The following is a 12,359-nucleotide window of genomic DNA, read 5'->3' on the forward strand; positions in this document are numbered from 1 at the left end:
GAGGTGCGCTGGGATGCTTCTGGTTGAGGAGGACTCGGTCGACGACGTGTTGCAGGTCGTGCTTAATCATCTCCTGCGCGCCGGCTCTCGCATCGAACCCAGCAAAGGGCCAGCGAGCGAGCAAGTCGGCGCGGCGATCGAGTTAAGGAACCCTCGTGCGCGGCTGAGTCGGAGTCATAGGCGCAGCCCGATCTTCAGCGCGCTCGGGGAGTGGCTCTGGTACCTGTCGGGTACGGATGAAGTCGGGCCGATCGCGCATTACATCCCGATGTATCTGAAGTTTGCGGTCGAGGGCAGAGTTGAGGGAGCATACGGCCCCCGGCTTTTTGGCGCGGACGACCGGTTGGCAGAGGTCATCAAGAGGCTTCGCGATAAACAGGATAGCCGTCAGGCGGTCATTCAAGTGTTTGCACAGTCAGATCTGTCAAATCAACGGGATATTCCATGTACGACGACACTTCAGTTCCTGCTCCGCGACGGGTTGCTCCACCTGGCTGCCACGATGCGCTCCAACGATGCCTATCGTGGACTGCCCCATGACATTTTCGCCTTCACGATGATTCAAGAGATGGTCGCAAGGAATGTCGGTGTCGAGGTTGGCACCTATCTACACTTCGTCGGAAGCCTTCATCTCTATGACTCGGACGCGGACGCTGCAGCAGCTTTCCTGGACGAAGGCTGGCACAACCTAAAGCCCATGCCCGCAATGCCCGATGGGGATCCTGCGGGCGGCGTGCGCTGGATCATCGAAGTCGAGGAACGTATTCGCCTTGGCGACCCGAGCGCACCCACGCTCGCAGACCTCGGCGAGCACCCGTACTGGGACGACCTCGCCAGGGTGTTGCTGGCATTTCCGGAGAAATCCGGGTCGGGCCTGCGGCGAATCAGGGAGAGTTTCGACGATCCGTTCTACGAAATCTACATTAACGATCGACACGCCCGCTTCGAGGAGGACTAGTTGCGATCAAACTACGAGGATGATGCGCGGCGCATCTCGGCCGCGTTCGAACGATATGAGGCCCAGGTGGGGCCACTTCCCGGCATCGCCGAGCCTGAGTACCGCGCCTCCCTAATTGAGCAGATCATCGACTCTGAGCAGCGCGTCCGCTATTTTGATTTGCTTCAATCCCGCCCCTTGGGCGCGGCAAGTGCTGATCCCCACGACGACGCATTCGACCCGATCAAAGCCTCGATCGTCAGCAGGAATCGCGGTGACATTGATGAAGCAATTTGGCTTGCATACTTGTTCGTCCATTTCGGGCGTCACCGCCGTGCAGGTTGGCGCTATGTGAGGGACGTATATGGGGCACTGGGTGAAGAACCATGGACGTGGGAGCGAACGTCGAACGACATCACATCCTTCAGGTATTGGCTCGACGATCATCAGGATGACCTGCGACGGGACACGGGGCCTCACGGTTTTGGCAACCACAGGAAGTACGAGAGTCTAAAGGCTTGGACATCCACAGGAACCGGCGAGGCCTTCGATAGCTACATCAACTGGGTTCACGCGGCCGGTGGTGACCATGCGACGAGGCTTTCAACATTCGCCGGAGCATCGCCTGAAGCGCGATTCGATGAGATGTACCGATCTCTTGATCAGGTTAAACGACTCGGTCGCATTGGCCGCTTCGATTATCTAATGACGCTCAAGAAGCTCCGACTCGCCGACATTGTGCCCCCGCACTCCTATCTCGTCGGTGCGAGCGGACCGCTTACCGGGGCCCGTCTCTTGTTCACCGCTGGGGGCGGCAATGAGCTAGGCGCTGGCGTCGCGCAAGCGAAGCTGAGTGAATTCTCGAGACTAACTGGCTTGACACCGGATGTCATGGAAGATGCAGTCTGCAACTGGCAGAAGAGCCCGACCGCGTACGTCAGGTTTTCAGGGTAGAACTATCCCACCGGTAGCGTCGCTTGAGCGTGTTGAGCTGGTTGTACTGAAGCGCGCCCGTGTGCTGCAACTGTCCGACAACGATGCCAGGGGCTACTCCGACTCGGGACGCGAGGCGAAGCACGTCCCGCTTCGTCGGCCCGCGCCCGCGCAGGAGCCCGACAAGTTCACCGACGCCTCCCGGCACTAGCGCCTCGAGCGCGAAGTTGTCTGCTTCCTGCTCGACAGCAGCACCGCCGTCGGCGTCGACGCCAACACCAAAGTCGTCGACATACGTTTCATCCACGCCATGTAAGAGCAAGTGCCCAATTTCATGGAATACCGTAAACCAGAGGTGATCGTCGCTGAGATGTCTCGCCGTCAATGCGATCACCCGTCGCCCGTCGTGGCCAGTGAACGCGGCACCACTGAGAGCCGCTCCCTTTGGGGGCCGAACGAGTACGATCGCAACACCCGCCCGGGCGCCGATCGCCTGGAGTTCGGGGAGGAATACTGAAGGGTCGGGCACTTTCGTGAGGGCGCGTATTTCGTCGATTTGATCCCTCAACGCGGGTGCCGACCACTCGTCCAGATGGACCTGGGAGGCGTCAAGTTGAGCCTTTCGGAGCCAGACGGCGAGCGTGAGGCTGTCTGACGAGTATGTGTCCGATGCGCGGTAGTGAGAACCGCGCGTCGCAAGCGCCACACGAGTTGCCGCGTCCTCCGCATTCTTAGCCCCGAGGAACTGGAGTCCCAGCTTCGCCTGCTCGCGCCATGAGTCGCTTTTCTCAATCCAGCCAAGCTGAATCATCTGCGTGATCGGCATCTGCTGGGTTAACGCATCGGCAGACAGGCTGAACAAGCTTTCGCGGTACTGATGTTCGCGAGTCAGCCAAAAGCTCGCCGAGCCTCCAAGGCAGCCGGCGAGCAACGCCGCTAGCTCGGCGGTGAGTTCCGACTCACCACGTATCAGACGGCGGGTCGCGGGGTCCCCAATGCCCAGTCGATCCGCGAGGTCGTCAACAGTCCAACCGCGGCGCTGAAGGATGGCCAGAATCGAGTCGCCAGGGGCGGAGGCCCACCGCGGTTCGAACGTGCTCGCAACTGTCACGCTTCCCCCCTGCGCTCAATGGAGTCCAACCGGATTCGGTACTGTCCCATCCTCGCACCGTCGCCAGTGGCGCCCGGGCCCTGAACCTGCGCCAACCGTGCCACGATGTGCCACCTGTCGTTGACTTCGACACACACTCTTGCTGGATCCTCCGCAGACAATTCAATGCCGATCGGGATCTCGCCCAAGGTGTCTGCCGCGAGCAACTCGGCGAGGCGAGCCTTCAGGTCAATTACATCATCGGCTCCGAGCTGGTCGGTCTGCGGATCGATGCAGAACTCGCGAAGCTGTCGGGTGCTAAAGCTCAGTTCCATAGTCGCGCCAGTCTCTGAAGCGGAGAGAGCCGGCTGAGCTGTGCCCCTCGAAGCCGAAGGCTGTGCCCGACAGACTAGCGGTGGATGGACGGTGCGGCGCGTCACCTGTCATGGTCGGCGCGTCGACCTCGCTGTACTCCTCCCGAAGCGAGAGGTTTCCGCCCACCCAAGCGTTCGACTGGCGTGGTGCCACTCGCCATCGGGAAAGGGGCGCTGAGTGCATCGGTCATCGATTGCTCATCCGCTTCATGAGCGCTTGTCTGCTCAGCCTTGTTCGCGCGCTGAGCATGGCCCAGGTTTGACCCCGATGGTGGAGCCAGAGGACGAGCTCGTCCCGCTGCTGCAGAAGCTTGGTTTCCTCCCGATGGAGCTTCTCGAGATCGCGCGACAGAGCACCGAGGCGGTCGAGGGCGGCCGCATCGCCGCCCCATCTCTGTATCAAGCGGCGGTCTAGCGCGTCGAGTTCCTCGGCACTGCGATGGGCTTGGTCCTCCTGCTCACGCGCTTCAGCCCGGCGCACCTCCGCGGCCTTGCGCTTCAGTTGTTGCCTGCCCCTGACCATGTAACGAGGTTGTCACGCGATGCCGGTCCTTTCAAGGGATCGGGGCGCGTCGCTTCGGAGTGCCTGCGTGCATTGACCTTCTCGCCCCTCCCTCTCGATCTTCATGTCTCATCTCGTTCCGTTGCGTCATTCCGTCCGCTCGATAGCTCGTCCCTTCGCTTGTCTCGTTCTCTCGTTGCCCTGGCCTCCTTCGTCTCGTCTTTAGTGGGGGACATGCACTCCGCAGCGAGTGACCGCGGCCGTGTCGAGGATTGCGACCAGGGCGATGCGCAGACCTGAGGGGCCGCCGGGCTGTGTCTTTCCCAACGAAGTTGGCGGCATCGACTTCACGTACCGCGCGCGCGGGGTTGAAGGCGCGATGGCGAGGAAGTGTCGTGGTCTTCTTCCCGCGCGGTCCTTTCGGTAGCTGCCGGGTTACGCCTCCGCGTACGGCGGTCAAGGGTGCGGCGCAGCCGCATCGCGAAGCGACGCGTCAGCGCCCTTGAGGGCCGGTAGTGGCCGCGTACGCTCTCGGCTCCGAAATACCGCGTGCGAGACGTGGTCGGAGTTGGAGATCGGGAGGGTCGACGGCCCGTGTCGCGGCTAAGCATTGACAGGGTCAGCTCCACGCCTTACTCTGACAATATTCAGCACTAACGGAAGTTTGACGCGATAAGGCAGACTGAGGCGGTGAAGCTCGATGTCCGGACTCCTGAAGGCAACCCAGTGGAGCGTCACGACGCGAGCCGCCGCATCGGCGCCGCGCTGTGGATCGTCCCCCGCTATCGGGTCATCGCGGAGGACGAGCACACCGGCCTCGGCAGCACGCTCGACGTCGAGTATGACGCAATCGAAGGCCGCTTCGTCGTCCGGCAGGCTGGCACGTACTCCCTCTCCGGAGGAGAGATCACCGGAACTGAGTTGCGCCGGGTGCGGCTCGCCGAGATTGTTCAGGCCGCATCCCCGCACTGTGTCGCATTCGCGCTCGATGACGAAGACCTGTTCGTCACAGCTGCCGAGCTGGCGTCGTCCGAAGGACGGATGCTCCCGACTTGGCTCACCAATACGCTCGCCGCAGCACCAAGGCGGGGGAATCTCTCTGAGTCCGCGCGCGCCGAGGCTCGGGAAGCCAGGCTGGATGCCGTCCAACTCGTCTACGGCGTCGCCGTCCTCACGGGACAACCGCCGGCCAAAGCCATCGAGCGCGAGCTCAACGTTGCACCCCGCACCGCGGCCCAGTGGATCCGAGCGGCGCGGGATGCCGGACGACTCGAGGGTCTGGGCTATCCGATGGGCCGACCGGCGCGCCCCTGAGGCGCCCAGGACGATCTCCCGCGTCCCGGATTCACCCGCGGAGGTGTCGCGATGACTGACTCGGTTGTACTCCCCAGCCAGCTCGTAGCCGTGGATCACGCCACGGCCGCGGCGATCCTCGGAATCAGTCCGTCACGCCTGCGTCACCACGTTCGTCTCGGCGACGTAACCCCCCACTTCACCGGCACGAAGCCGCTGTACGCGATCTCGGAGCTCGAGCGATTCGTCGAGGATCTGCCGACGCACCCTGGGCATCTGCCGGTCGTCTGAAGGGTGAACTGTTGAGCTGCCAGTAGTCGCGTCGTGACGGGTATGGGCTGGACAGCTACCCATGCTCGCTCCCCCGCGGACGTCCCCGGGTGGCTGGATGCGCTGAGACGTCTACGCGCCGAGAATAGGATTCCCTTACGCGCAGTCGAGGAGCAGCAAGGTCTTGAGCAACAACCACGCCACGTTCATCTGGTCAATCGCCGATCTGCTGCGAGGCAGCTTCAAGGCGCACCAGTACGGCGACATCATCCTGCCGTTCACAGTCCTGCGGCGCCTCGATGCCGTGCTGGCGCCGACCAAGCAGGCGGTGTTCGCGGCGGTCGAGCAGGCGACCAACGACGGCATCCCGGTCCGCGCATCGCTGTTGCGCAACAAGGCTCGCCACGAGTACTCGTTCTGGAACGAGTCGAAGTTCGAGCTCAAGACCGCGCTCGGCGACTCAGAGAACCTCGCGGCGAACCTGCTCGACTACGTCACCGGGTTCTCCGAGAACGTCAAGGACATCTTCGACAAGTACAAGATCGCCGAGCGGATCGCTGAACTCGATGAGCACGACCTCCTGTTCCTCGTCACCCAGCGGTTCGCGGCGGTCGATCTGTCGCCGGCGGCGGTGCCGAACGAAGAGATGGGTCACATCTTCGAGGAGCTGATCCGCAAGTTCGCCGAGGCGTCGAACGAGACCGCTGGTGAGCACTTCACCCCGCGCGACGTGATCGAGCTGATGGTCGACATCCTCCTCGCCCCCGAGTCCGACACCCTCTCGAAGGCGAACGTGGTGCGGTCGGTGTATGACCCGACGGCCGGCACGGGCGGGATGCTGTCGGTGGCCGAAGACCACATCACCAGCGCGAACCCCTCCGCGACGCTGACGCTCGCGGGGCAGGAGATCAACCCGCAGTCGTACGCGATCTGCAAAGCAGACATGACGGTGAAGGGCCAGTCGGTCGACGCGATCTTCTTCGGCGACACCCTGACCCATGACGGCCATGCCGGCAAGACGTTCAATTACGGGCTGTCAAACCCGCCATTCGGAGTGGACTGGAAAAAGCAACAGAAGGCCGTCACAGAGGAGCACCAGGTACGCGGGTACGCGGGCCGGTTCGGGCCGGGTCTGCCGCGTGTGTCGGACGGGTCGATGCTGTTCCTGCTGCACCTGATCTCCAAGATGCGCACCGCCGAAGACGGTGGTGGACGGGCGGCGATCGTCCTCAATGGCAGCCCCCTGTTCACCGGCGGCGCCGGTTCGGGGGAGTCGAACATCCGCAAGTGGGTGCTCGAACGAGACCTGCTCGAAGCGATCATCGCGCTGCCGACTGACATGTTCTATAACACGGGCATCGCCACTTACGTCTGGGTGCTGTCGACCAAGAAGTCCACCGACCGGGTCGGACGGGTGCAGCTGATCGACGGGTCGAAGTTGTTCCGTAAGATGCGCAAGGGGCTCGGCTCGAAACGCAACGAGCTCGGCCCCAACAACATCGCCAAGATGGTGCGCTTGTATGTGGGCGAAGTGGATGCCGTCCGCTCGAGGATCTTCGCCACCACCGACTTCTTCTACCGCACGATCACCGTCGAACGCCCTCTGCGGTTGAACTGGGCGCTCACGCCGGAACGCCTCGCCGTCGCGGCAGAGTCGAAGCCCCTCGCGAACAGCGACCTGTCCCCGCTGATCGCGGTCGTTGAGCGAGCGCAGCGAGGCGAAACGCCTACGACGGACCTCCCCGCGTTCCGCAAACGCGTCTCCGCCTTGCTCGTCGAGTCAGGCGCTTTGCTCACCGCAGCCCAGATGAAGGCCCTGCTCGTAGGCCTGTCCGAGCGTGACGAAACGGCTCCGATCGTGCTCGACGCAAGGAAGAACCACGAACCCGACCCGTCCCTCCGCGAAACCGAAAACGTGCCCTGGGATGAAGACATCCACGCGTACTTCGATCGCGAAGTGAAGCCGTTCGCCCCCGACGCCTGGATTGACGAGACCAAGACCAAGGAAGGCTGCGAGATCCCCTTCACCCGCCACTTCTACCAGTTCGTGCCGCCCCGCTCGCTCGAGGAGATCGACGACGACCTAGAGGCCGTGCTCGGCCGCATCCGTGCTCGGCTCGAGGCGGTGAGGGTGTGATGGAGAATCGTGCGCATTGGCCTACGCGCAAACTGAAGACGGCGGTACGACTAATCACCGATCGTGCCGCCGGCGATGAATGGAAGGTCGGGCTCGAGAACATCGAGGGATGGACAGGTAGTCTGATCTCGGCCGACGGGTCGTTTGAAGGGGCTGGCATCGCCTTCAGGATCGGCGATGTACTTTTCGGAAAGCTCCGTCCGTACTTGGCCAAGGCATGGGTTGCCGATCGACCAGGGGCTGCCGTCGGTGACTTCCTCGTTCTGCGGCCAAGCCACGAACTCGACTCACGCTTCTTGGCAAACAGTCTTCTCATTCCTGAGCAAATCGAATCGATCACGAGCTCGGTCTACGGCGCAAAGATGCCACGAGCGAATTGGGACTTCATCCGCGAGCTTGAGATCTCCTTGCCGCCTCTCGCTGTTCAGCACGCCGTGGTCTGTGGTCTGGAGCGGGAAACGGCGGAGATCGACGCGTTCATCGCGGATCAGGAGGATCTCATCTCGCTCCTCACTGAGCGGCGAGCCGCGACGATCACCCGCGCGGTCACCAAGGGCCTTGACCCCGCCGTTCGGATGAAGGACAGCGGATTGCATTTCGCCGGGATTATTCCCTGTACCTGGGCGGTGGTCAAGCTTAAGCGTCTAGGTTCGATTCGGTATGGTATCGGCGAACCGCCGCCGTACGTGGGTGACGGCACGCCGCTAATCCGCGCGACCAATGTCTCCGAGGGTCATATTTCGGGGGATCGTATGGTCTTCGTCGACCCGAGTGATATTCCGCAACAGCGGATTTTGTGGCTTGAGTACGGGGACATTATCGTAGTACGTTCCGGTGCTCTGACGGGCGATTCCGCCCTCGTTCCATCGCAATATGCGCGCTCCATCGCTGGCTTCGACATGGTCTTCCGTGCCTCAGCTGGAGTGGAGCCGCGTTTCATTCAATACGCCCTTCTTTCTACCTACGTGAGGATGGCACAGCTCGAAGTCGCTAGCGCTCGGGCCGCGCAGCCTCACCTGAACGCGCAGGAGCTTGGCGACGCACTCATAGCGGTTGGCTCATTCGAGGATCAACGTGCTATTGCTGACTACCTCGACCGCGAGACGGCCGAGCTGGACGCTGCAATCGCAGACGCCCGTGAGGCGATCGCCCTGTCGCGTGAGCGTCGCGGCGCGCTGATCTCGGCGGCGGTGACGGGCAAGATCGACGTCCGCGGCGCAGCCTGAGCGAAGTCCTCCGCGTCAGGCTGCAGAGGTTGAGTCCAACTGAAGGCCGAGCGCCTCGACGACTTAGAGGTCGTGGCGAAGCTGGAGCCTGCCGTCGCGACAGAGCGCCTCATAAAGGCCCCCTCAGCACATGCCGGTACGGCGCGAATTCGTTGGGGCTGCCTGACGGGGCGGTGGTTCCGAGCGCGCTGCCCACGGCGATCGGGCCGGTCGTGTCGTCGAGGTAGGCGGTGGCATCCTCGATGTCGGTGAGGTAGTCGGCCGCCGTCTTATCACCGCCGTGATGCACAGCGGGCGAGCGCGTTCCCGATATGTTGGCCGAAGGTGGCTGACTTCTGCTCGCGAGGATGAAGCCTGCGATAGCGAAAGATGGGGACCGTGGGGATTCAGCACGAGGATGCTTTCGAGACCGGGCTATGCGAGTACCTGGCTGCGCATGGCTGGGAGTACTCGCCGAACGATGACGGGTACGACCGGGAGCGGGCGCTGTTCCCGGCCGATGTGTTCGCGTGGTTGGAGGCGACGCAGCCCGAGCAGCTCGCCAAGCTGGTGAAACCGGAGGCATCCGAGGCATCCCGTGAGCTCGGCCGCAAGCAGATCCTCGACCGGATCGTGGCAGCGCAGACCGCGGATCCGATGAACGCTGGCGGCACTTTGAACGTGTTGCGCAAGCCGGTCGGCGTGCTAAACGCGAAGTTCATCCTGTTTCAGGCGCGGCCGGCGACGTCGCTAAACGCGAAGACCATGGAGTGGTTCGCGGTGAACCGTTTGCGAGTGATGCGGCAGGTGGAGTACTCCGGGAAGAACGGCAACCGGATCGATCTGGTGCTCTTCGTCAACGGTATCCCGGTCACGACGATCGAGTTGAAGACCGACCTAGTGCAGAACCTCGCCGCCGGGCTGAAGCAGTACGCGCACGACCGCAAGCCCGAGGGGGAGCCGCTCCTCACGTTCGGTCGGGGCGCGCTGGTGCATTTCGTCGTCACGAACGAGGAAGTGCACATGACGACGAAGCTCGACGGGTCAAACACCCGCTTTCTGCCGTTCAACCGTGGCAACAACAACGGGGCCGGCAACGCAGCCATCCCGGGCACAAGCCCGACGGCGTACTTCTGGGAAGAGATCCTCGAACGAGAAACGTGGCTCGACCTCGTGGGCAGGTTCCTGCATTTCCGATTCGAGGAGAAGACCGACCCGATCGACGGGAAGAAGTCGTACGCCCGGTCGCTGCGGTTCCCTCGCTATCACCAGTGGCGGGCGGTCACGAAGCTCGAGCGTGCGGTTCTCGTGGAGGGGCCGGGCCACAACTATCTGATCCAGCACTCGGCCGGGTCGGGCAAGACCGACTCGATCGCCTGGACCGCGCACCGGATGGCGCAACTGCACCACCCCGGCGGGGCGAAGATGTTCGAGGGTGTGATCGTGGTGTCCGACCGACAGGTGCTCGACGGGCAGCTGCAGAAAGCAGTCGAGCAGCTGGAGACCACGGCGGGCGTGTTCCAGGCGATCACCCGCGGCGGTGAAGCATCCAAATCCGCACAGCTCGCCGACGCGCTGCTGGCCGGCAAGCAGATCATCGGGGTGACACTGCAGACCTTCCCGCACGCGCTGACCACCATCGAGAACAATGCTGGGCTTGCGGGCCGGCGATACGCGGTCATCGCCGACGAGGCGCATTCGTCGCAGACCGGTGAGGCGGCGGCATCCCTCAAGCAGGTCCTCACCGCGGGTGCGAAGACCGAAGATGACGCGAATGCCGGGGATGACGCATCCATCGATGTCGAAGACGTGCTCGCTGATGTGATGGCCCGCAAGGTGGGCGTCGGCACGATCTCGTTTTTCGCGTTCACTGCGACGCCGAAGGGCAAGACGGTCGAACTTTTCGGACGCGAGGACGTGACCGGGCAGAAGCGCGAGTTTGACCTGTACTCGATGAAGCAGGCGATCGAAGAGGGGTTCATCCTCGACGTGCTGAAGAACTACCTGCCCTACGATCTCGCGTTCAGCCTCGCGCACACCGATTCGGCGACCGGGCTCGACGTCGAGATCGACACCGCCAAGGCGGGCAGTGAGGTGATGCGGTGGGTGCGGCTGCACCCGACGAACATCGCGCAGAAGGTCGCGATCATCGTCGAGCACTTCCGCAGCAATGTCCGCAGCGAGCTCGGCGGACGAGCGAAGGCGATGGTCGTCACCGGGTCACGCAAGGAAGCCGTGCGGTACAAGCTCGCGATCGACGCGTACCTGAAGGAGCAGAAACTCGACAAGCAGCTCGGCGCACTCGTTGCGTTCTCGGGATCGGTGAACGATCTGGATTCGGGGCCCGAGGAGTTCACCGAGGCGTCGATGAACCCGGGGCTGAAGGGCCGGGCGTTGGAGGCCGCGTTCGCTGGCGACGAATTCCAGGTGATGATCGTTGCTAACAAGTTCCAGACAGGGTTCGACCAGCCGCTGCTGGTCGGCATGTACGTCGACAAAAAGCTGTCGGGCATCACTGCGGTTCAGACCCTCTCACGGCTGAACCGTGTGATCCCTGGCAAGGAGAACACGTACATCATCGACTTCGTCAACGACCCCGCTGAGATCCTGGCCGCTTTCCAGACATACTACGAAGATGCCGAGCTGACCAAGCCGAGCGACCCGAACATTATCCACGACATGCTCGGCAAGCTGCGCGCGATGAACATCATCGACGCCCACGATGTGGATGCGGTGGTCGATGCGTGGCTCACGAAGTCCAGTCATAACGCTCTGTACTCGCACATCAAGGCTTCGCGAGATGTGTTCTGGGATCGGTGGCGTGCCGCCGTCGACGACGGCGACGAGTTGGAGAGGGGTCGGCTGGAGGAGTTCCGCGGCACGGTGTTCGCGTTCGTTCGCGCGTACGACTTCCTGTCGCAGATCATGGACTACGGCGACACCGAGATCGAGAAGTGGGCGATCTTCTTGCGGGTGTACCGACGCGCGATCGAACGCGACGAACCCGACGCCGCCGCGATCAACACCGACGACATCGTGCTTACCCATTACCGGCTGCGCAAGCTCGACGCCCAGAGTCTTGGACTCACACCTGGTGCCTCGGGAGAGCTGGCGGGGATCACGGCGGCGGGGTCGGCCCAGCCGCGGGAGGCGAAGTACGGGCTGCTTCAGGACGTGCTCGACAAGATCAACGCATTGTTCGCCGGTACTGACGTCGATGAGGTCAACGGCGTTAGCGCGGCCGAGACGATCCTGCGGCACGTGGTGGACAACCAGAAGATCCAGGCCGAAGCGATGGCGAACACCCCAATCGACTTCGTGAGCTCGCCGACGATCGTGGCGGAGTTGGAAGATGTCATGTACGCGTCGGCTGCCGGTCACAGCAACGCGATGAAGTCGCTGCTGCAGAAGAGCGATTTCGCCGGAATCGTGGACGTGCTCGTGGCGATGGGGCTGTACGAGAAGACCCGGGCGGAGGCGGAGCGGATGGCTGCGGCAGGGTAATCACGTGCCGGCCGGTGGTCGTGGCGAAGAACACAGCCAGCTTGCAGGCGCTGTTCTGGTTCGCGAAAGTCTCTTCTCCCAGTACGCTCTGTCTGCGGGACCGTGCGCGTCCAT

Annotated in this window: 11 protein-coding genes; 8 read left to right on the plus strand and 3 right to left on the minus strand. The window is 62.9% G+C overall.

Annotation, left to right across the window (positions count from 1 at the left end; genetic code table 11):
• Window positions 1-13: 13 nt before the first annotated feature.
• Together LK09_RS17620 and LK09_RS21640 are read left to right on the plus strand one after the other, a co-directional pair.
• Window positions 14-958 (plus strand): thymidylate synthase, encoded by a 945-nt coding sequence (locus LK09_RS17620; RefSeq protein ID WP_039402514.1) that lies wholly within the window; start codon window positions 14-16, stop codon window positions 956-958.
• Complete coding sequence (locus tag LK09_RS21640; protein WP_156138886.1) at window positions 959-1,891, plus strand: alpha-glutamyl/putrescinyl thymine pyrophosphorylase clade 3 protein; 933 nt, start codon at window positions 959-961, stop codon at window positions 1,889-1,891.
• Here LK09_RS21640 and LK09_RS17625 read toward each other — a convergent pair.
• Together LK09_RS17625 and LK09_RS17630 are read right to left on the minus strand one after the other, a co-directional pair.
• Window positions 1,875-2,981, minus strand: a complete 1,107-nt coding sequence (locus tag LK09_RS17625) for an ImmA/IrrE family metallo-endopeptidase (protein WP_039402516.1) — start codon at window positions 2,979-2,981, stop codon at window positions 1,875-1,877. The two genes, LK09_RS21640 and LK09_RS17625, sit on opposite strands and share 17 nt — an antisense overlap.
• Window positions 2,978-3,295, minus strand: coding sequence for a hypothetical protein (locus LK09_RS17630; RefSeq protein WP_039402518.1), 318 nt, complete (start codon window positions 3,293-3,295; stop codon window positions 2,978-2,980). The genes LK09_RS17625 and LK09_RS17630 overlap by 4 nt, the downstream gene beginning before the upstream one ends.
• 307 nt (window positions 3,296-3,602) lie before the next feature.
• On the opposite strand from LK09_RS17630, the gene LK09_RS21645 reads away from it, so the two are divergent.
• From LK09_RS21645 to LK09_RS17655, 5 genes are all read left to right on the plus strand, one after another.
• Window positions 3,603-3,749 carry a hypothetical protein gene (locus tag LK09_RS21645; protein WP_156138887.1) on the plus strand — a complete coding sequence of 49 codons (147 nt, stop codon included), beginning with the start codon at window positions 3,603-3,605 and terminating at the stop codon, window positions 3,747-3,749.
• Between the two features lie 777 nt (window positions 3,750-4,526).
• The gene (locus LK09_RS17640; protein WP_156138888.1) at window positions 4,527-5,150 is read left to right on the plus strand and encodes a hypothetical protein; all 624 of its coding nucleotides are present in this window, start codon (window positions 4,527-4,529) and stop codon (window positions 5,148-5,150) included.
• Between the two features lie 51 nt (window positions 5,151-5,201).
• A complete protein-coding gene (locus LK09_RS17645) occupies window positions 5,202-5,420 on the plus strand; it encodes a MerR family transcriptional regulator (RefSeq protein ID WP_156138889.1) in 219 nt (72 codons plus the stop codon).
• Window positions 5,421-5,583: 163 nt separating this feature from the next.
• Window positions 5,584-7,536, plus strand: coding sequence for a type I restriction-modification system subunit M (locus LK09_RS17650; protein WP_039402524.1), 1,953 nt, complete (start codon window positions 5,584-5,586; stop codon window positions 7,534-7,536).
• Window positions 7,536-8,762, plus strand: a complete 1,227-nt coding sequence (locus LK09_RS17655; protein WP_407939198.1) for a restriction endonuclease subunit S domain-containing protein — start codon at window positions 7,536-7,538, stop codon at window positions 8,760-8,762. The genes LK09_RS17650 and LK09_RS17655 overlap by 1 nt, the downstream gene beginning before the upstream one ends.
• Before the next feature lie 109 nt (window positions 8,763-8,871).
• Here LK09_RS17655 and LK09_RS17660 read toward each other — a convergent pair whose 3' ends face one another.
• A complete protein-coding gene (locus LK09_RS17660) occupies window positions 8,872-9,051 on the minus strand; it encodes a hypothetical protein (RefSeq protein ID WP_039402527.1) in 180 nt (59 codons plus the stop codon).
• A gap of 89 nt (window positions 9,052-9,140) precedes the next feature.
• Between LK09_RS17660 and LK09_RS17665 the strand changes: the two genes are divergently transcribed.
• Window positions 9,141-12,245, plus strand: a complete 3,105-nt coding sequence (locus LK09_RS17665) for a type I restriction endonuclease subunit R (protein ID WP_052226974.1) — start codon at window positions 9,141-9,143, stop codon at window positions 12,243-12,245.
• The last annotated feature ends 114 nt before the right edge of the window (window positions 12,246-12,359 follow it).

Source organism: Microbacterium mangrovi, assembly GCF_000802305.1.
Lineage (GTDB): Bacteria > Actinomycetota > Actinomycetes > Actinomycetales > Microbacteriaceae > Microbacterium > Microbacterium mangrovi.

Bases quoted from the DNA above. Each gene is read 5' to 3' on its own strand.
- LK09_RS17620 (WP_039402514.1), top strand. From the start codon at position 14: ATGCTTCTGGTTGAGGAGGACTCGGTCGACGACGTGTTGCAGGTCGTG.
- LK09_RS17630 (WP_039402518.1), bottom strand. From the start codon at position 3,295: ATGGAACTGAGCTTTAGCACCCGACAGCTTCGCGAGTTCTGCATCGAT.
- LK09_RS21645 (WP_156138887.1), top strand. From the start codon at position 3,603: ATGGTGGAGCCAGAGGACGAGCTCGTCCCGCTGCTGCAGAAGCTTGGT.
- LK09_RS17645 (WP_156138889.1), top strand. From the start codon at position 5,202: ATGACTGACTCGGTTGTACTCCCCAGCCAGCTCGTAGCCGTGGATCAC.
- LK09_RS17655 (WP_407939198.1), top strand. From the start codon at position 7,536: ATGGAGAATCGTGCGCATTGGCCTACGCGCAAACTGAAGACGGCGGTA.